This is a genomic window from Streptococcus sp. Z554 (genome assembly GCF_053010305.1).
Genome location: NZ_JBRKNV010000005.1, coordinates 17,197 through 33,551, shown reverse-complemented (window position 1 = coordinate 33,551; position 16,355 = coordinate 17,197). Strand labels below are relative to the sequence as shown.

The following is a 16,355-nucleotide window of genomic DNA, read 5'->3' as shown; positions in this document are numbered from 1 at the left end:
GAAAAAGAATGGGAAAATATCAATTAGACGATAAAGGCAAGGCCTTGGTCCAACGCTTCCACGAGAAACATTCAAAGGGTGGGGTCAATAAAAAAGACCGAGTGGCTAGCCTTAGAGAACAATTTTTAAACAAGAACAAGAAAAAGTGAGAGTTGCCTCTCGCTTTTCTCTTAGCTGGAGGTAAAAATGATACTACGCAGACCAAGATTGGCAGATAAAGAAACAGTTTTAGAGATGATGGCAGAGTTTGAACAGACTCAATCAGCCCACGATGGCGGATTTTGGGATACTGAGAACTTTGACTACGAAGACTGGTTGGAGGCAAATATGCAGAAAGAAATGGGAATAAATTTGCCTGAAAATCGTGTTCCTTCTATTCAATTTGTATCATTTGATGATGTAGGTGTTGCTCTAGGATTTTTGAATCTGCGATTGAGACTGAATGAGGGTTTGCTGAACTATGCTGGCCACATTGGCTACTCTATTCGTCCATCTGAAAGGGGCAAGGGTTATGCTAAAGAGGCCCTCAGCCAAGGTCTGCAAGTGGCTAAGGAAAAGAATATCAAACGAGCGCTTGTGACTTGTAGCACTGAAAATCCTGCCAGCCGAGCGGTTATCTTAGCTAATGGTGGGAAGTTAGAGGATGTTCGTAATGGAACGGAGCGTTATTGGATAGAGTTGGAGTAGAAGGATGACATGGAATACACCAAAGCCTGGCGAGTGGAAGAGTGAAGAGCTCAGCCAAGGGCGCATCATTGACTATAAGGCTTTTAACTTTGTCGATGGAGAAGGCGTGCGTAATTCCCTCTACGTAGCAGGTTGCATGTTTCACTGTGAGGGGTGTTATAATGTAGCGACCTGGTCATTTAATGCAGGAATTCCTTATACACCCGAGTTGGAAGAACAGATTATGGCAGACCTGGCTCAACCCTATGTTCAAGGATTGACCTTGCTAGGAGGAGAACCTTTTCTGAATACAGGAATCCTCTTGCCCCTCGTCAAACGTATCCGAAAGGAATTACCAGACAAGGACATCTGGTCGTGGACGGGCTATACTTGGGAGGAAATGATGTTGGAGACACCAGATAAACTGGAACTCTTGTCACTGATTGATATCCTGGTCGATGGACGTTATGACAAAAGCAAGCGCAATCTTATGCTCCAGTTCCGAGGTTCCTCCAATCAACGCATTATCGATGTGCAAAAATCTCTGCAAAGTGGGAAAGTAGTTATTTGGGATAAACTCAATGACGGAAAAGAAAGCTACGAGCAGGTGAAAAGGGAATGAAGAAAAAAGAGTTAATCGAAAGACTAGTATCAGAAATAGAGTCGGGCAAAGTAAAAACACTGGGTATCTATGGCCATGGAGCATCAGGTAAATCGACTTTTGCTCAAGAATTGTACCAAGCCCTAGATTCTGCAAAAGTAAACTTATTAGAAACCGATCCTTACATTACTTCAAACCGTCATTTAGTGGTGTCAAAGGAGTCTCCTGATCAAAAAGTGACCGCTTGTTTACCTGTGACTCATGAACTGGTAAGTTTAGAAAGAGACATTCTCGCTTTAAATGCTGGGATGGATATCTTAACGATTGCTGAACCTTGGAAACCCAGTGAAGTCTTATCAGGCGAAAAACCAATTCTGATAGTCGAAGGGATGTCTGTAGGTTTTCTACCCAAGGAGCTCTTTGACAAAACCATTTGTTTTTACACAGATGAGGAGACAGAATTAAAGCGGCGGCTATCTCGAGATACGACTGTGAGAAATCGTGATGCTAGCTTTATCCTAAATACTCACAAAGAAAGACGAAATCAGTATAATCGCTATTATAAAGAAACTGAATCTACAGCAGATATTTTGGTGGATCAATCAGGGAATCAATTTATCATCAAATATTGACTGTTATGTTATAAAGAAGAAAACTTCAAAATTACTCTCAAGAAAGGGAGTAATTTCGCCATTTATAAAAAGAAAACAGTTTCATCTAAAAAAATTAAAAAATCCTGTCAAATCCCTTGCAATCGCAGGGGCTTTGTGTTATTCTATTATGGTGCTGTAAATGACAGCCTTAGCTTTGATGCAAGAGGTTGCGACACGCTCGGTTGCATTGCCACGCAACGCGCGTCGGTTTTCTTGTGGAGCTAGCCTATTATCTTAAATAGACGAAAAGGAGAAAAAGATGGCAAACAAAAAAATCCGTATCCGTTTGAAAGCTTACGAACACCGTACGCTTGACACAGCGGCTGCAAAAATCGTAGAATCAGCTACTCGTACAGGTGCACAAGTTGCGGGTCCAATCCCACTTCCAACTGAGCGTAGCCTCTACACAATCATTCGTGCGACTCACAAATATAAAGATTCTCGCGAACAGTTCGAAATGCGTACACACAAACGTTTGATCGATATCATCAACCCAACTCAAAAAACAGTTGACGCTTTGATGAAATTGGATCTTCCAAGTGGTGTAAACGTAGAAATCAAACTTTAATCTAAAGTTTGAAACCTTGAGCATAAAAAACGCTCGTTAAAAACTTTTTGAATAAAAAATATAGAAAAGGAACTATTTTCTCATGACAAAAGGAATCTTAGGGAAAAAAGTGGGAATGACTCAAATCTTCACTGAAGCTGGCGAATTGATCCCTGTAACAGTTATCGAAGCAACTCCAAACGTTGTTCTTCAAGTTAAAACTGTTGAAACAGATGGTTACAACGCTATCCAAGTTGGTTTCGATGACAAACGCGAAGTATTGAGCAACAAACCTGCTAAAGGACATGTAGCAAAAGCTAACACGGCTCCTAAGCGCTTCATTCGTGAATTCAAAAACGTTGAAGGCTTGGAAGTTGGTGCTGAAATCACAGTTGAAACTTTCGCAGCTGGAGACATTGTTGATGTAACTGGTACATCTAAAGGTAAAGGTTTCCAAGGTGTTATCAAACGCCACGGACAATCACGTGGACCTATGGCTCACGGTTCTCGTTACCACCGTCGTCCAGGTTCTATGGGACCTGTTGCACCTAACCGCGTATTCAAAGGTAAAAACCTTGCAGGACGTATGGGTGGCGACCGCGTAACAATTCAAAACCTTGAAGTTGTACAAGTTGTTCCAGAAAAGAACGTTATCCTTATTAAAGGTAACGTACCAGGTGCTAAGAAATCTCTTATCACTATCAAGTCAGCAGTTAAAGCTGGTAAATAATAAGGAAAGGGGAATACAGTCAAAATGGCAAATGTAACATTATTCGACCAAACTGGTAAACAAGCGGGCGAAGTTGTTCTTAACGATGCAATCTTTGGTATCGAACCAAACCAATCTGTTGTGTTTGATGTGATCATCAGCCAACGTGCTAGCCTTCGTCAAGGAACTCACGCAGTTAAAAACCGCTCAGCTGTTTCAGGTGGCGGACGCAAACCATGGCGTCAAAAAGGAACTGGACGTGCTCGTCAAGGTTCTATCCGCTCTCCACAATGGCGTGGTGGTGGAATTGTCTTCGGACCAACTCCACGTAGCTATGCGTACAAACTTCCTCAAAAAGTTCGTCGCCTTGCGCTTAAATCTGTTTACTCAGAAAAAGTTGCTGAAAATAAATTTGTAGCCGTTGATTCTCTTGAATTTACAGCTCCAAAAACTGCTGAATTTGCAAAAGTTCTTGCAGCTTTGAGCATCGATTCTAAAGTCCTTGTTATTCTTGAAGAAGGAAACGAATTCGCAGCTCTCTCAGCTCGTAACCTTCCAAACGTGAAAGTTGCGACTGCTACAACTGCAAGTGTTCTTGACATCGCAAATAGTGACAAACTTCTTGTTACTCAAGCAGCTATCTCTAAAATCGAGGAGGTTCTTGCATAATGAATTTGTATGATGTTATCAAAAAACCTGTTATCACTGAAAGCTCAATGGCTCAACTTGAAGCAGGGAAGTATGTATTTGAAGTTGACACTCGTGCACACAAACTTTTGATCAAGCAAGCTGTTGAAGCTGCTTTCGAAGGTGTTAAAGTTGCAAATGTTAACACAATCAACGTAAAACCAAAAGCTAAACGTGTTGGACGTTACACTGGTTTTACTAACAAAACTAAAAAAGCTATCATCACTCTTACAGCTGATTCAAAAGCAATCGAGTTGTTTGCAGCTGAAGCTGAATAATCTAAGGAGGAAATATCGTGGGAATTCGTGTTTATAAACCAACAACAAACGGTCGCCGTAATATGACTTCTTTGGATTTCGCTGAAATCACAACAAGCACACCAGAAAAATCATTGCTTGTTGCTTTGAAGAACAAGGCTGGTCGTAACAACAACGGTCGTATCACTGTTCGTCACCAAGGTGGTGGGCACAAACGTTTCTACCGTTTGGTTGACTTCAAACGTAACAAAGATAACGTTGAAGCAGTTGTTAAAACTATCGAGTACGATCCAAACCGTTCTGCAAACATCGCTCTTGTACACTACACTGACGGTGTGAAAGCTTACATTATCGCTCCAAAAGGTCTTGAAGTTGGTCAACGTATCGTTTCAGGTCCTGAAGCTGATATCAAAGTAGGTAACGCTCTTCCACTTGCTAACATCCCAGTTGGTACTTTGGTTCACAACATTGAGTTGAAACCAGGTCGTGGTGGTGAATTGGTTCGTGCTGCTGGAGCTTCTGCTCAAGTATTGGGTCAAGAAGGTAAATATGTTCTTGTTCGTCTTCAATCAGGCGAAGTTCGTATGATTCTTGGAACTTGTCGTGCTACAGTTGGTGTTGTCGGAAACGAACAACATGGACTTGTTAACCTTGGTAAAGCAGGACGTAGCCGTTGGAAAGGTATCCGCCCAACAGTTCGTGGTTCTGTAATGAACCCTAACGATCACCCACACGGTGGTGGTGAAGGTAAAGCACCAGTTGGTCGTAAAGCACCATCAACTCCATGGGGCAAACCTGCTCTTGGTCTTAAAACTCGTAACAAGAAAGCGAAATCTGACAAACTTATCGTTCGTCGTCGCAACGAGAAATAATTTAAAACTAGTCGCTTAAGCGCTAGATAATCCGCCAGCTCGGTAGCGCTCGTTGAGAGCGCAAGCCGCTGTGGTACTATATTTAAAGGAGAAAATATAAAAATGGGACGCAGTCTTAAAAAAGGACCTTTCGTCGATGAGCATTTGATGAAAAAAGTTGAAGCTCAAGCTAACGACGAAAAGAAAAAAGTTATCAAAACTTGGTCACGTCGTTCAACGATCTTCCCAAGTTTCATTGGTTACACTATCGCAGTTTATGATGGACGTAAACACGTACCTGTTTACATCCAAGAAGACATGGTAGGTCACAAGCTTGGTGAATTTGCACCAACTCGTACTTACAAAGGTCACGCCGCAGACGACAAGAAGACACGTAGAAAATAAGGAGAACATAAATGGCAGAAATTACTTCAGCTAAAGCAATGGCTCGCACAGTACGTGTTTCACCTCGTAAATCACGTCTTGTTCTTGACAACATCCGTGGTAAAAGCGTAGCCGATGCAATCGCAATTTTGACATTCACTCCAAACAAAGCTGCTGAAATCATCTTGAAAGTTTTGAACTCAGCTGTAGCTAACGCTGAAAACAACTTTGGTTTGGATAAAGCTAACTTGGTAGTATCTGAAGCATTCGCAAACGAAGGACCAACTATGAAACGTTTCCGTCCACGTGCGAAAGGTTCAGCTTCACCAATCAACAAACGTACAGCTCACATCACTGTAGCTGTTGCAGAAAAATAAGGAGGTAAAATCGTGGGTCAAAAAGTACATCCAATTGGTATGCGTGTCGGCATCATCCGTGATTGGGATGCCAAATGGTATGCTGAAAAAGAATACGCGGATTACCTTCATGAAGATCTTGCAATCCGTAAATTCGTTCAAAAAGAACTTGCTGACGCAGCGGTTTCAACTATTGAAATCGAACGCGCAGTAAACAAAGTTAACGTTTCACTTCACACTGCTAAACCAGGTATGGTTATCGGTAAAGGTGGTGCTAACGTTGATGCACTCCGTGCTAAACTTAACAAATTGACTGGAAAACAAGTACACATCAACATCATCGAAATCAAACAACCTGATTTGGATGCTCACCTTGTTGGTGAAGGAATTGCTCGTCAATTGGAGCAACGTGTTGCTTTCCGTCGTGCACAAAAACAAGCAATCCAACGTGCAATGCGTGCTGGAGCTAAAGGAATTAAAACACAAGTATCAGGTCGTTTGAACGGTGCAGATATCGCCCGTGCTGAAGGATACTCTGAAGGAACTGTTCCGCTTCACACACTTCGTGCGGATATCGATTATGCTTGGGAAGAAGCAGATACTACATACGGTAAACTTGGTGTTAAAGTATGGATCTACCGTGGTGAAGTTCTTCCAGCTCGTAAAAACACTAAAGGAGGTAAATAACCAATGTTAGTACCTAAACGTGTTAAACACCGTCGTGAATTCCGTGGTAAAATGCGCGGTGAAGCTAAAGGTGGAAAAGAAGTAGCTTTTGGTGAATACGGTCTTCAAGCTACAACTAGCCACTGGATCACTAACCGCCAAATCGAAGCTGCTCGTATCGCCATGACTCGTTACATGAAACGTGGTGGTAAAGTTTGGATTAAAATCTTCCCACACAAATCTTACACAGCTAAAGCTATCGGGGTTCGTATGGGATCTGGTAAAGGGGCACCTGAAGGTTGGGTAGCACCAGTTAAACGTGGTAAAGTAATGTTTGAAGTTGCTGGTGTATCTGAAGAAGTTGCTCGCGAAGCGCTTCGTCTTGCAAGCCACAAATTGCCAGTTAAATGTAAATTCGTAAAACGTGAAGCAGAATAAGGAGAAGGCATGAAACTTAATGAAGTAAAAGAATTTGTTAAAGAACTTCGTGGTCTTTCTCAAGAAGAACTCGCGAAGCGCGAAAACGAATTGAAAAAAGAATTGTTTGAACTTCGTTTCCAAGCTGCTACTGGTCAATTAGAACAAACAGCTCGCTTGAAAGAAGTTAAAAAACAAATCGCTCGAATCAAAACAGTTCAATCTGAAGCGAAATAATAGACTAGGGAAGGAGAAATTTCAATGGAACGCAATAATCGTAAAGTTCTTGTTGGACGTGTTGTATCTGACAAAATGGACAAGACAATCACAGTTGTAGTTGAAACAAAACGTAACCACCCAGTCTATGGTAAACGTATTAACTACTCTAAAAAATACAAAGCACATGATGAAAACAATGTTGCCAAAGAAGGCGATATCGTACGTATCATGGAAACTCGCCCGCTTTCAGCTACAAAACGTTTCCGTCTTGTAGAAGTTGTTGAAGAAGCGGTAATCATCTAATCAAGCCTGAAAGGAGAAAACTGAAATGATTCAAACAGAAACTCGTTTGAAAGTCGCAGACAACAGCGGTGCTCGCGAAATCTTGACTATCAAAGTTCTTGGTGGTTCAGGACGTAAATTTGCAAACATCGGTGATGTTATTGTGGCATCTGTAAAACAAGCTACTCCTGGTGGTGCGGTTAAAAAAGGTGACGTTGTTAAAGCAGTTATCGTTCGTACTAAATCAGGTGCTCGTCGTGCTGATGGTTCATACATCAAATTTGACGAAAACGCAGCAGTTATCATCCGTGACGACAAAACTCCTCGCGGAACACGTATCTTTGGCCCAGTTGCACGTGAATTGCGTGAAGGTGGCTTCATGAAGATCGTGTCACTTGCTCCAGAAGTACTTTAATCAATAAAAACAAACACAGTCCCCTGGCCTAGCCAGGGTGCCCATCGGGCGTAAGAATAAAAGGAGAAAAAAATGTTTGTAAAAAAAGGCGACAAAGTTCGCGTAATCGCTGGTAAAGATAAGGGAACAGAAGCTGTTGTCCTTACTGCCCTTCCAAAAGTAAACAAAGTTATCGTTGAAGGTGTTAACATCGTTAAGAAACACCAACGTCCAACTAACGAACTTCCTCAAGGTGGTATCATCGAGAAAGAAGCAGCTATCCACGTATCAAACGTTCAAGTTTTGGACAAAAATGGTGTAGCTGGTCGTGTTGGTTACAAATTTGTAGACGGTAAAAAAGTTCGCTACAACAAAAAATCAGGCGAAGTGCTTGATTAATCACGAAGGAAAGGAGAAGTATAATGGCAAATCGTTTAAAAGAAAAATATCTTAATGAAGTAGTTCCTGCTTTGACAGAACAATTTAACTACTCATCAGTGATGGCTGTTCCTAAAGTGGATAAGATCGTTTTGAACATGGGTGTTGGTGAAGCTGTATCAAACGCTAAAAGCCTTGAAAAAGCTGCTGAAGAATTGGCACTTATCTCAGGTCAAAAACCACTTATCACTAAAGCTAAAAAATCTATCGCCGGCTTCCGTCTTCGTGAAGGTGTTGCGATCGGTGCAAAAGTTACCCTTCGTGGTGAACGTATGTACGAATTCTTGGATAAATTGGTTTCAGTATCACTTCCACGTGTACGTGACTTCCACGGTGTTCCTACAAAATCATTTGATGGACGCGGAAACTACACACTTGGTGTGAAAGAGCAATTGATCTTCCCAGAAATCAACTTTGATGACGTTGACAAAACTCGTGGTCTTGACATCGTTATCGTAACTACTGCTAACACTGACGAAGAGTCACGTGCATTGCTTACAGGCCTTGGAATGCCTTTTGCAAAATAATATAGGAGGTATAACTAATGGCTAAAAAATCTATGATTGCTAAGAACAAACGCCCAGCGAAGTTCTCTACTCAAGCATACACTCGCTGTGAACGTTGTGGACGTCCACACTCAGTTTACCGCAAGTTTAAACTTTGCCGTGTTTGCTTCCGTGAATTGGCATATAAAGGTCAAATTCCTGGTGTAACAAAAGCATCTTGGTAATTTAAGATATTAAGGGCGTCAAAACTCCAAGTGAAAATAGGGAACTTGATGAAGAAACTTTTGTTTCTAGGAAAGTTCATCTTTTTCACACAGAGTTTAGCCCGAGTTCAGTTTGGCTAGCCAATTTGAACACGAGCTACAGCTTTGGCAAAAAAGACCAATTTACTTTGGAGCATGGCTCCTGCAATAAATTGCCTATTTTTGCTCTTGCTGTTACGCTCTCTGTATCATGTATTAACTAGCAAGTGCAACTTGCAAACTACTAGTAAGAGGAGAAAAATAAAATGGTTATGACTGACCCAATCGCAGACTTCCTAACTCGTATTCGTAACGCTAACCAAGCAAAACACGAAGTACTTGAAGTACCTGCATCAAATATCAAAAAAGGGATTGCTGAAATCCTTAAACGCGAAGGTTTTGTAAAGAACGTAGAAATCATCGAAGATGACAAACAAGGCATCATCCGTGTATTCCTTAAATACGGAGCAAACGGTGAACGAGTTATCACTAACTTGAAACGCGTTTCTAAACCAGGACTTCGTGTCTACAAAAAACGTGAAGATCTTCCAAAAGTTCTTAACGGACTTGGAATTGCTATCCTTTCAACTTCTGAAGGTTTGCTTACTGATAAAGAAGCACGCCAAAAGAATGTTGGTGGAGAAGTTATCGCTTACGTTTGGTAATATTTAGCTCCCAATTTCGTTGTGACTCTTCGTTATCGTCTCTTGCCTAACCCAAAGTTATGCCTGCAAGACGATGCCTTGACTCACTTTGAAATTGAAACCTAAATGTTTCTTTAATCGAGAAATCGATTTAACCCCGTGAAAACTGGCCTTCAAAGGCCTGACAATTTAACAGGAGAATAAAAACATGTCACGTATTGGTAATAAAGTTATCGTGTTGCCTGCTGGTGTTGAAATCATCAACAATGACAACGTAGTAACTGTAAAAGGACCTAAGGGAGAACTTACTCGTGAGTTCTCAAAAGATATTGAAATCCGTGTGGAAGGTACTGAAGTAACTCTTCACCGTCCAAACGATTCAAAAGAAATGAAAACAATCCACGGAACTACTCGTGCCCTTTTGAACAACATGGTTGTTGGAGTATCAGAAGGATTTAAGAAACAACTTGAAATGCGTGGGGTTGGTTACCGTGCACAACTTCAAGGAAACAAACTTGTCTTGGCTGTTGGTAAATCTCATCCAGACGAAGTTGAAGCTCCAGAAGGAATTACTTTTGAACTTCCAAATCCAACTAACATTGTTATCAGCGGAATTTCAAAAGAAGTAGTTGGTCAAACAGCTGCTTACGTACGTAGCCTTCGTTCACCAGAACCATATAAAGGTAAAGGTATCCGTTACGTTGGCGAATATGTTCGTCTTAAAGAAGGTAAAACTGGTAAATAATGTTGAGTGGTTGAATGTCAACCACCAACCTCATTTCCAACTTTGTGCATAGCACACGATTTAAAATTAAAGAGGTGAAAACTGTGATTTCTAAACCAGATAAAAACAAACTCCGCCAAAAACGCCACCGTCGCGTTCGCGGAAAACTCTCTGGAACTGCTGATCGCCCACGTTTGAACGTATTCCGTTCTAATACAGGCATCTACGCTCAAGTGATTGATGACGTAGCGGGTGTAACGCTCGCAAGTGCTTCAACTCTTGACAAAGAAGTTTCAAAAGGAACTAAAACTGAACAAGCCGTTGCTGTCGGTAAACTCGTTGCAGAACGTGCAAGTGCTAAAGGTATTTCAGAAGTGGTGTTCGACCGCGGTGGATATCTATATCACGGACGTGTGAAAGCTTTGGCTGATGCAGCTCGTGAAAACGGATTGAAATTCTAATAGGAGGACACTAGAAAATGGCATTTAAAGACAATGCAGTAGAACTTGAAGAACGCGTAGTTGCTGTTAACCGTGTTACAAAAGTTGTTAAAGGTGGACGTCGTCTTCGTTTCGCAGCTCTTGTAGTTGTTGGTGACCGCAATGGTCGTGTAGGATTTGGTACTGGTAAAGCTCAAGAAGTTCCAGAAGCAATCCGCAAAGCAGTAGAAGATGCTAAGAAAAACTTGATCGAAGTTCCTATGGTAGGAACAACAATCCCACATGAAGTTCTTTCAGAATTCGGTGGAGCTAAAGTATTGTTGAAACCTGCTGTGGAAGGTTCTGGAGTTGCCGCTGGCGGCGCTGTTCGTGCCGTTGTGGAATTGGCAGGTGTGGCAGATATTACATCTAAATCACTTGGTTCTAACACTCCAATCAACATTGTTCGCGCAACTGTTGAAGGTTTGAAACAATTGAAACGCGCTGAAGAAGTTGCTGCTCTTCGTGGTATTTCAGTTTCTGATTTGGTATAAGAAAGGGGATAAAATGGCTCAAATTAAAATTACTTTGACTAAGTCTCCAATCGGACGTATTCCATCACAACGTAAAACTGTTGTAGCACTTGGACTTGGCAAATTGAACAGCTCTGTTATTAAAGAAGATAACCCAGCGGTACGTGGAATGATTACTGCAGTATCTCACTTGGTAACAGTTGAAGAAGTAAACTAATAAAATTTTAGGGGATGTGCAATAGACCATCCCCTAAAACTAGATATAGTCATCTTTGATGACTCAGTATAGGCGAGTTGATAGGAGAGACAACCTTTTCTCTCTTATCGGCGCTAGCATTTTACAAAAGAGGAGAAAATATATAATGAAACTTCATGAATTGAAACCTGCAGAAGGCTCTCGTAAAACTCGTAACCGTGTAGGTCGTGGTACTTCATCAGGTAACGGTAAAACATCTGGTCGTGGTCAAAAAGGTCAAAAAGCTCGTAGTGGTGGCGGAGTACGCCTTGGTTTTGAAGGTGGACAAACTCCATTGTTCCGTCGTCTTCCAAAACGTGGATTTACTAACATCAACGCTAAAGAGTATGCGATTGTTAACCTTGACCAATTGAACGCCTTTGATGACGGTGCTGAAGTAACTCCAGTGGTACTTGTAGAATCAGGAATTGTTAAATCTGAAAAATCAGGTATTAAAATTCTTGGTAACGGTGAGTTGACTAAGAAATTAACTGTGAAAGCAGCTAAATTCTCAAAATCTGCTGAGGAAGCTATCACTGCTAAGGGTGGTTCAGTTGAAGTCATCTAAGTGAGGTGACCTATGTTTTTTAAATTATTGAGAGAAGCACTCAAAGTTAAGCAAGTTCGATCAAAAATCTTATTTACAATTTTTATCGTGTTTGTTTTTCGTATTGGTACTAGTATCACTGTACCGTGGGTAAATGCAAATAGCTTGAACGCTTTGAGTGGACTATCCTTCTTGAATATGTTGAGCTTGGTGTCAGGGAATGCCATGAAAAACTTTTCAGTTTTTGCTCTTGGAGTTAGCCCTTACATTACAGCCTCTATCGTCGTCCAACTCTTGCAAATGGATTTATTACCAAAGTTTGTGGAGTGGGGCAAACAAGGGGAAGTTGGTCGTAGAAAGTTAAACCAAGCAACTCGATACATTGCACTAGTGCTTGCATTTGTTCAATCAGTCGGTATTACTGCTGGTTTTAACGCTCTGTCTGGAGCTAAACTTTTGACTGTACCACTTACACCACAGGTCTTTCTTGTGATTGGGGCAATCCTCACAGCAGGTAGCATGATTGTAACCTGGTTAGGAGAGCAAATTACAGATAAAGGGTATGGGAATGGTGTTTCTATGATTATCTTTGCAGGGATTGTTGCTTCAATTCCTGACATGATTAAGGGCATTTATGTGGATTACTTTGTCAATGTACCAAGTAGTCGTATGACATCGTCTCTCATTTTTGTCGCTATTTTAATCATCGCTGTTTTGTTGATTGTTTACTTTACAACTTACGTTGAACAAGCTAAATATAAGATTCCAATTCAGTATACAAAGGTAGCTCAAGGTGCGCCATCAAGTTCCTATCTTCCTTTGAAAATTAACCCTGCTGGGGTTATTCCTGTTATCTTTGCTAGTTCCATTACAGCAGCACCAGCTGCAATCTTACAATTTGTAAGTGCATCTGGTCTTGATTGGGAGTGGGTTAAAACAGCTCAAGAGTTGGTGTCTACTTCAACTCCGACAGGTGTTGCTTTGTATGCTCTGTTGATTATTCTCTTTACATTCTTCTATACATTTGTACAGATCAATCCAGAGAAAGCAGCAGAAAATTTACAAAAGAGTGGAGCTTATATCCATGGTGTCCGTCCTGGTAAAGGGACAGAAGAATATATGTCAAAACTTCTTCGTCGTCTCGCAACAGTCGGATCTATCTTCCTAGGTGTGATTTCTATCCTACCTATTGTAGCTAAAGATTTATTTGGTCTTTCAGAAGTTGTCGCTTTTGGGGGAACAAGCTTGCTAATCATTATCTCTACAGGTATCGAAGGAATTAAACAATTGGAAGGTTATCTATTGAAACGTAAGTATGTTGGTTTCTTAGATACAACAGAATAATTGTAATAGAAAATAAAATTCACTATTGCTCAGAGAGTGGAGTGTAAAAATCATAGACATTGTCAGATTTTTATCTCCTCTCTTCTATTTTGTTCTTAAATAGGAGTTGAAATGAATTTTTGCTTCTATTTAAAAATAAAAAAGGAGTTTGAATCATGAATCTTTTGATTATGGGTTTACCTGGTGCAGGTAAAGGGACACAAGCAGCGAAAATTGTTGAACAGTTTCACGTTGCCCACATCTCAACAGGTGACATGTTCCGTGCAGCAATGGCTAACCAAACTGAAATGGGTGTATTAGCTAAGTCTTATATCGACAAAGGCGAATTGGTTCCGGATGAAGTTACAAACGGAATTGTAAAAGAGCGTCTTTCTCAAGATGATATTAAAGAAACTGGTTTCTTGTTGGATGGCTACCCACGTACAATTGAGCAAGCTCATGCCTTAGATAAAACATTGGCTGAACTTGGAATTAAACTTGAAGGTGTTATCAACATCGAAGTAGATCCATCTTGCCTACTTGAACGTTTGAGTGGTCGTATCATTCACCGTGAAACTGGCGAAACTTTCCATAAAGTATTCAACCCACCAGTTGATTACAAAGAGGAAGATTACTACCAACGTGAGGATGATAAACCTGAGACAGTAAAACGTCGTTTGGATGTCAATATCGCTCAAGGTGAACCAATCATTGCTCACTATCGTGCTAAAGGTCTAGTACATGATATCGAAGGTAACCAAGATATCAATGATGTCTTTAAAGATATCGAAAAGGTATTGACAAATTTGAAATAAAAGCGTTTTTCAGACTTGCAAAATGTCTTGACAAATGTTATACTGAGTTAGTCTGACTTATAATTGTTGTCTCTGTGTCTAGAGACATCAAATCGAAATTTAGGGAGGTACTTTTGCGTGGCAAAAGACGATGTGATTGAAGTTGAAGGCAAAGTAGTCGATACGATGCCGAATGCAATGTTTACGGTTGAACTTGAAAATGGACATCAGATTTTAGCAACAGTTTCTGGTAAAATTCGTAAAAACTATATTCGTATTTTAGCGGGAGATCGTGTTACTGTTGAAATGAGTCCATATGACTTGACACGTGGACGTATCACTTACCGCTTTAAATAATCGAAAAACTTGGAGGGATAAGAAATGAAAGTAAGACCATCGGTCAAACCAATTTGCGAATACTGTAAAGTAATTCGTCGTAATGGTCGTGTTATGGTAATTTGCCCAGCAAATCCAAAACACAAACAACGTCAAGGATAAGATAGAAAGGAGAAAACATGGCTCGTATTGCTGGAGTTGATATTCCAAATGACAAACGTGTAGTTATCTCATTGACTTATGTCTATGGTATCGGACTTGCAACATCTCAAAAGATTTTGGCAGCTGCTGGAGTTTCAGAAGATATTCGTGTTCGTGACCTTACATCAGATCAAGAAGATGCTATCCGTCGTGAAGTGGATGCAATTAAAGTTGAAGGTGACCTTCGTCGTGAAGTGAACTTGAACATCAAACGTTTGATGGAAATCGGTTCATACCGTGGTATCCGTCACCGTCGTGGACTTCCTGTCCGTGGACAAAACACTAAAAACAACGCTCGCACTCGTAAAGGTAAAGCTGTTGCGATTGCTGGTAAGAAAAAATAATATAGGAGGTAAAAGTCTTGGCTAAACCAACACGTAAACGTCGTGTGAAAAAGAATATCGAATCTGGTATTGCTCATATTCACGCTACATTTAATAACACTATTGTTATGATTACTGATGTGCATGGTAATGCAATCGCTTGGTCATCAGCTGGTGCTCTTGGTTTCAAAGGTTCTCGTAAATCTACACCATTTGCTGCTCAAATGGCTTCAGAAGCTGCTGCTAAATCTGCACAAGAACACGGTCTTAAATCAGTTGAAGTTACTGTAAAAGGTCCAGGTTCTGGTCGTGAGTCAGCTATTCGTGCTCTTGCTGCCGCTGGTCTTGAAGTAACAGCAATTCGTGATGTGACTCCAGTGCCACACAATGGTGCTCGTCCTCCAAAACGTCGCCGTGTATAATCATTACCTTTACACTGCTTTTCGTTTAAGAGGGAGTAACTAAATGATCGAGTTTGAAAAACCAAATATAACAAAAATTGATGAAAATAAAGATTATGGCAAGTTTGTAATCGAACCACTAGAACGTGGATACGGTACAACACTTGGTAACTCTCTTCGTCGTGTACTTCTAGCTTCTCTTCCAGGAGCAGCTGTTACATCTATCGATATCGATGGTGTATTACATGAGTTTGATACAATTCCTGGTGTTCGCGAAGATGTGATGCAAATTATTTTGAACATTAAAGGTATTGCAGTTAAATCTTATGTAAAAGACGAAAAGACTATTGAACTAGATGTTGAAGGTCCTGCTGAAGTTACAGCTGGAGACATTTTGACTGACAGTGATATCGAAATCGTAAATCCAGATCATTATCTTTTCACAATCGGAGAAGGTGCTTCATTTAAAGCGACTATGACTGTAAACAGTGGTCGTGGATATGTACCTGCTGATGAAAACAAGAAAGATAATGCTCCAGTTGGAACACTTGCTGTAGATTCTATTTATACACCAGTCACAAAAGTTAACTATCAAGTTGAACCTGCTCGTGTAGGAAGCAATGATGGTTTCGATAAATTAACCCTTGAAATCTTGACAAATGGAACTATTATTCCGGAAGATGCTTTAGGGCTTTCAGCACGCATTTTGACAGAACATCTTGATTTGTTTACAAATCTTACAGAGATTGCTAAAACTGCAGAAGTGATGAAAGAAGCTGATACTGAATCGGACGACCGTATTTTGGAACGTACGATTGAGGAACTTGACTTGTCTGTACGCTCATATAACTGTTTGAAACGCGCTGGTATCAATACGGTGCATGACTTAACAGAAAAATCTGAAGCTGAGATGATGAAAGTAAGAAATCTTGGACGCAAGAGTTTGGAAGAAGTGAAACTCAAACTCATTGATTTGGGTCTAGGATTAAAAGATAAATAA

32 protein-coding genes are annotated in these 16,355 nt (G+C 40.6%); all 32 read left to right on the top strand.

Annotated features, from left to right (window positions below; genetic code table 11):
* The first annotated feature begins 8 nt into the window (after positions 1-8).
* The 32 genes from ACVC7R_RS05655 to ACVC7R_RS05500 all read left to right on the top strand — a co-directional run bounded on the left by ACVC7R_RS05655 (position 9) and on the right by ACVC7R_RS05500 (position 16,355).
* Positions 9-149 carry a hypothetical protein gene (locus tag ACVC7R_RS05655; RefSeq protein WP_000521611.1) on the top strand — a complete coding sequence of 47 codons (141 nt, stop codon included), beginning with the start codon at positions 9-11 and terminating at the stop codon, positions 147-149.
* A 37-nt stretch (positions 150-186) separates the two neighbouring features.
* Positions 187-687: a GNAT family N-acetyltransferase gene (locus ACVC7R_RS05650; protein ID WP_447263892.1), complete on the top strand. Its 501-nt coding sequence runs from the start codon at positions 187-189 to the stop codon at positions 685-687.
* A 4-nt stretch (positions 688-691) separates the two neighbouring features.
* On the top strand, positions 692-1,288 hold the full coding sequence (gene nrdG / locus ACVC7R_RS05645; protein WP_447263891.1) for an anaerobic ribonucleoside-triphosphate reductase activating protein: 597 nt from the start codon (positions 692-694) through the stop codon (positions 1,286-1,288).
* A complete protein-coding gene (locus ACVC7R_RS05640) occupies positions 1,285-1,899 on the top strand; it encodes a uridine kinase family protein (protein ID WP_447263890.1) in 615 nt (204 codons plus the stop codon). The genes nrdG and ACVC7R_RS05640 overlap by 4 nt, the downstream gene beginning before the upstream one ends.
* Before the next feature lie 280 nt (positions 1,900-2,179).
* Complete coding sequence (rpsJ, locus tag ACVC7R_RS05635) at positions 2,180-2,488, top strand: 30S ribosomal protein S10 (RefSeq protein ID WP_003009585.1); 309 nt, start codon at positions 2,180-2,182, stop codon at positions 2,486-2,488.
* A gap of 82 nt (positions 2,489-2,570) precedes the next feature.
* Positions 2,571-3,197 carry a 50S ribosomal protein L3 gene (rplC, locus tag ACVC7R_RS05630; protein WP_004251088.1) on the top strand — a complete coding sequence of 209 codons (627 nt, stop codon included), beginning with the start codon at positions 2,571-2,573 and terminating at the stop codon, positions 3,195-3,197.
* Between the two features lie 24 nt (positions 3,198-3,221).
* Complete coding sequence (rplD, locus tag ACVC7R_RS05625) at positions 3,222-3,845, top strand: 50S ribosomal protein L4 (protein WP_000024549.1); 624 nt, start codon at positions 3,222-3,224, stop codon at positions 3,843-3,845.
* Entirely contained in the window at positions 3,845-4,141 is a 297-nt protein-coding gene (locus ACVC7R_RS05620) for a 50S ribosomal protein L23 (protein WP_001055347.1), read from the top strand. The genes rplD and ACVC7R_RS05620 overlap by 1 nt, the downstream gene beginning before the upstream one ends.
* Before the next feature lie 17 nt (positions 4,142-4,158).
* Positions 4,159-4,992, top strand: coding sequence for a 50S ribosomal protein L2 (rplB, locus tag ACVC7R_RS05615; RefSeq protein ID WP_223338591.1), 834 nt, complete (start codon positions 4,159-4,161; stop codon positions 4,990-4,992).
* Positions 4,993-5,094: 102 nt separating this feature from the next.
* Positions 5,095-5,376: a 30S ribosomal protein S19 gene (gene rpsS / locus ACVC7R_RS05610; RefSeq protein ID WP_000533766.1), complete on the top strand. Its 282-nt coding sequence runs from the start codon at positions 5,095-5,097 to the stop codon at positions 5,374-5,376.
* 11 nt (positions 5,377-5,387) lie between these two features.
* On the top strand, positions 5,388-5,732 hold the full coding sequence (gene rplV / locus ACVC7R_RS05605; protein ID WP_000818137.1) for a 50S ribosomal protein L22: 345 nt from the start codon (positions 5,388-5,390) through the stop codon (positions 5,730-5,732).
* Positions 5,733-5,744: 12 nt separating this feature from the next.
* A complete protein-coding gene (gene rpsC / locus ACVC7R_RS05600) occupies positions 5,745-6,398 on the top strand; it encodes a 30S ribosomal protein S3 (protein ID WP_000529936.1) in 654 nt (217 codons plus the stop codon).
* Between the two features lie 3 nt (positions 6,399-6,401).
* Positions 6,402-6,815: a 50S ribosomal protein L16 gene (gene rplP, locus ACVC7R_RS05595; RefSeq protein WP_002928793.1), complete on the top strand. Its 414-nt coding sequence runs from the start codon at positions 6,402-6,404 to the stop codon at positions 6,813-6,815.
* A 9-nt stretch (positions 6,816-6,824) separates the two neighbouring features.
* Positions 6,825-7,031, top strand: coding sequence for a 50S ribosomal protein L29 (rpmC, locus tag ACVC7R_RS05590; protein ID WP_000772918.1), 207 nt, complete (start codon positions 6,825-6,827; stop codon positions 7,029-7,031).
* 24 nt (positions 7,032-7,055) lie between these two features.
* Positions 7,056-7,316: a 30S ribosomal protein S17 gene (rpsQ, locus tag ACVC7R_RS05585; RefSeq protein ID WP_000440801.1), complete on the top strand. Its 261-nt coding sequence runs from the start codon at positions 7,056-7,058 to the stop codon at positions 7,314-7,316.
* Between the two features lie 25 nt (positions 7,317-7,341).
* A complete protein-coding gene (gene rplN, locus ACVC7R_RS05580; protein WP_002928796.1) occupies positions 7,342-7,710 on the top strand; it encodes a 50S ribosomal protein L14 in 369 nt (122 codons plus the stop codon).
* A gap of 72 nt (positions 7,711-7,782) precedes the next feature.
* Positions 7,783-8,088, top strand: a complete 306-nt coding sequence (gene rplX, locus ACVC7R_RS05575; RefSeq protein ID WP_000497691.1) for a 50S ribosomal protein L24 — start codon at positions 7,783-7,785, stop codon at positions 8,086-8,088.
* Positions 8,089-8,111: 23 nt separating this feature from the next.
* Entirely contained in the window at positions 8,112-8,654 is a 543-nt protein-coding gene (rplE, locus tag ACVC7R_RS05570) for a 50S ribosomal protein L5 (protein ID WP_000013542.1), read from the top strand.
* 17 nt (positions 8,655-8,671) lie between these two features.
* Positions 8,672-8,857 (top strand): type Z 30S ribosomal protein S14, encoded by a 186-nt coding sequence (locus tag ACVC7R_RS05565; protein ID WP_001085699.1) that lies wholly within the window; start codon positions 8,672-8,674, stop codon positions 8,855-8,857.
* 284 nt (positions 8,858-9,141) lie between these two features.
* Positions 9,142-9,540 (top strand): 30S ribosomal protein S8, encoded by a 399-nt coding sequence (rpsH, locus tag ACVC7R_RS05560; protein ID WP_004251095.1) that lies wholly within the window; start codon positions 9,142-9,144, stop codon positions 9,538-9,540.
* Between the two features lie 187 nt (positions 9,541-9,727).
* Entirely contained in the window at positions 9,728-10,264 is a 537-nt protein-coding gene (gene rplF, locus ACVC7R_RS05555) for a 50S ribosomal protein L6 (protein ID WP_414271112.1), read from the top strand.
* Positions 10,265-10,347: 83 nt separating this feature from the next.
* Complete coding sequence (gene rplR, locus ACVC7R_RS05550) at positions 10,348-10,704, top strand: 50S ribosomal protein L18 (RefSeq protein WP_004251098.1); 357 nt, start codon at positions 10,348-10,350, stop codon at positions 10,702-10,704.
* 17 nt (positions 10,705-10,721) lie between these two features.
* Positions 10,722-11,216: a 30S ribosomal protein S5 gene (rpsE, locus tag ACVC7R_RS05545; RefSeq protein ID WP_195183502.1), complete on the top strand. Its 495-nt coding sequence runs from the start codon at positions 10,722-10,724 to the stop codon at positions 11,214-11,216.
* A 13-nt stretch (positions 11,217-11,229) separates the two neighbouring features.
* Positions 11,230-11,412 carry a 50S ribosomal protein L30 gene (gene rpmD, locus ACVC7R_RS05540; protein WP_000057243.1) on the top strand — a complete coding sequence of 61 codons (183 nt, stop codon included), beginning with the start codon at positions 11,230-11,232 and terminating at the stop codon, positions 11,410-11,412.
* Between the two features lie 145 nt (positions 11,413-11,557).
* Entirely contained in the window at positions 11,558-11,998 is a 441-nt protein-coding gene (rplO, locus tag ACVC7R_RS05535) for a 50S ribosomal protein L15 (RefSeq protein ID WP_004251104.1), read from the top strand.
* Positions 11,999-12,010: 12 nt separating this feature from the next.
* Positions 12,011-13,321 (top strand): preprotein translocase subunit SecY, encoded by a 1,311-nt coding sequence (secY, locus tag ACVC7R_RS05530; protein ID WP_447263889.1) that lies wholly within the window; start codon positions 12,011-12,013, stop codon positions 13,319-13,321.
* Between the two features lie 155 nt (positions 13,322-13,476).
* Positions 13,477-14,115 (top strand): adenylate kinase, encoded by a 639-nt coding sequence (locus ACVC7R_RS05525; protein ID WP_004251114.1) that lies wholly within the window; start codon positions 13,477-13,479, stop codon positions 14,113-14,115.
* 117 nt (positions 14,116-14,232) lie between these two features.
* Positions 14,233-14,451: a translation initiation factor IF-1 gene (gene infA, locus ACVC7R_RS05520; RefSeq protein WP_001029883.1), complete on the top strand. Its 219-nt coding sequence runs from the start codon at positions 14,233-14,235 to the stop codon at positions 14,449-14,451.
* Positions 14,452-14,475: 24 nt separating this feature from the next.
* On the top strand, positions 14,476-14,592 hold the full coding sequence (rpmJ, locus tag ACVC7R_RS05515; protein ID WP_001808836.1) for a 50S ribosomal protein L36: 117 nt from the start codon (positions 14,476-14,478) through the stop codon (positions 14,590-14,592).
* Between the two features lie 17 nt (positions 14,593-14,609).
* Positions 14,610-14,975, top strand: coding sequence for a 30S ribosomal protein S13 (rpsM, locus tag ACVC7R_RS05510; RefSeq protein WP_004251117.1), 366 nt, complete (start codon positions 14,610-14,612; stop codon positions 14,973-14,975).
* A 17-nt stretch (positions 14,976-14,992) separates the two neighbouring features.
* Positions 14,993-15,376, top strand: a complete 384-nt coding sequence (gene rpsK, locus ACVC7R_RS05505) for a 30S ribosomal protein S11 (protein ID WP_001118385.1) — start codon at positions 14,993-14,995, stop codon at positions 15,374-15,376.
* Between the two features lie 43 nt (positions 15,377-15,419).
* Positions 15,420-16,355 (top strand): DNA-directed RNA polymerase subunit alpha, encoded by a 936-nt coding sequence (locus tag ACVC7R_RS05500; RefSeq protein ID WP_006153389.1) that lies wholly within the window; start codon positions 15,420-15,422, stop codon positions 16,353-16,355.

Coding starts and splice junctions, on each gene's coding strand:
- rpmJ (WP_001808836.1), top strand. CDS start 14,476: ATGAAAGTAAGACCATCGGTCAAACCAATTTGCGAATACTGTAAAGTA.
- ACVC7R_RS05525 (WP_004251114.1), top strand. CDS start 13,477: ATGAATCTTTTGATTATGGGTTTACCTGGTGCAGGTAAAGGGACACAA.
- ACVC7R_RS05650 (WP_447263892.1), top strand. CDS start 187: ATGATACTACGCAGACCAAGATTGGCAGATAAAGAAACAGTTTTAGAG.
- rpsH (WP_004251095.1), top strand. CDS start 9,142: ATGGTTATGACTGACCCAATCGCAGACTTCCTAACTCGTATTCGTAAC.
- nrdG (WP_447263891.1), top strand. CDS start 692: ATGACATGGAATACACCAAAGCCTGGCGAGTGGAAGAGTGAAGAGCTC.
- rpsS (WP_000533766.1), top strand. CDS start 5,095: ATGGGACGCAGTCTTAAAAAAGGACCTTTCGTCGATGAGCATTTGATG.
- rplF (WP_414271112.1), top strand. CDS start 9,728: ATGTCACGTATTGGTAATAAAGTTATCGTGTTGCCTGCTGGTGTTGAA.
- secY (WP_447263889.1), top strand. CDS start 12,011: ATGTTTTTTAAATTATTGAGAGAAGCACTCAAAGTTAAGCAAGTTCGA.
- ACVC7R_RS05655 (WP_000521611.1), top strand. CDS start 9: ATGGGAAAATATCAATTAGACGATAAAGGCAAGGCCTTGGTCCAACGC.
- rplD (WP_000024549.1), top strand. CDS start 3,222: ATGGCAAATGTAACATTATTCGACCAAACTGGTAAACAAGCGGGCGAA.
- rpmD (WP_000057243.1), top strand. CDS start 11,230: ATGGCTCAAATTAAAATTACTTTGACTAAGTCTCCAATCGGACGTATT.
- ACVC7R_RS05640 (WP_447263890.1), top strand. CDS start 1,285: ATGAAGAAAAAAGAGTTAATCGAAAGACTAGTATCAGAAATAGAGTCG.
- ACVC7R_RS05565 (WP_001085699.1), top strand. CDS start 8,672: ATGGCTAAAAAATCTATGATTGCTAAGAACAAACGCCCAGCGAAGTTC.
- rplV (WP_000818137.1), top strand. CDS start 5,388: ATGGCAGAAATTACTTCAGCTAAAGCAATGGCTCGCACAGTACGTGTT.
- ACVC7R_RS05620 (WP_001055347.1), top strand. CDS start 3,845: ATGAATTTGTATGATGTTATCAAAAAACCTGTTATCACTGAAAGCTCA.
- rpsJ (WP_003009585.1), top strand. CDS start 2,180: ATGGCAAACAAAAAAATCCGTATCCGTTTGAAAGCTTACGAACACCGT.
- ACVC7R_RS05500 (WP_006153389.1), top strand. CDS start 15,420: ATGATCGAGTTTGAAAAACCAAATATAACAAAAATTGATGAAAATAAA.
- rpsE (WP_195183502.1), top strand. CDS start 10,722: ATGGCATTTAAAGACAATGCAGTAGAACTTGAAGAACGCGTAGTTGCT.
- rpmC (WP_000772918.1), top strand. CDS start 6,825: ATGAAACTTAATGAAGTAAAAGAATTTGTTAAAGAACTTCGTGGTCTT.
- rplX (WP_000497691.1), top strand. CDS start 7,783: ATGTTTGTAAAAAAAGGCGACAAAGTTCGCGTAATCGCTGGTAAAGAT.
- rplO (WP_004251104.1), top strand. CDS start 11,558: ATGAAACTTCATGAATTGAAACCTGCAGAAGGCTCTCGTAAAACTCGT.
- rplC (WP_004251088.1), top strand. CDS start 2,571: ATGACAAAAGGAATCTTAGGGAAAAAAGTGGGAATGACTCAAATCTTC.
- rpsM (WP_004251117.1), top strand. CDS start 14,610: ATGGCTCGTATTGCTGGAGTTGATATTCCAAATGACAAACGTGTAGTT.
- rplE (WP_000013542.1), top strand. CDS start 8,112: ATGGCAAATCGTTTAAAAGAAAAATATCTTAATGAAGTAGTTCCTGCT.
- rplP (WP_002928793.1), top strand. CDS start 6,402: ATGTTAGTACCTAAACGTGTTAAACACCGTCGTGAATTCCGTGGTAAA.
- rpsQ (WP_000440801.1), top strand. CDS start 7,056: ATGGAACGCAATAATCGTAAAGTTCTTGTTGGACGTGTTGTATCTGAC.
- rplN (WP_002928796.1), top strand. CDS start 7,342: ATGATTCAAACAGAAACTCGTTTGAAAGTCGCAGACAACAGCGGTGCT.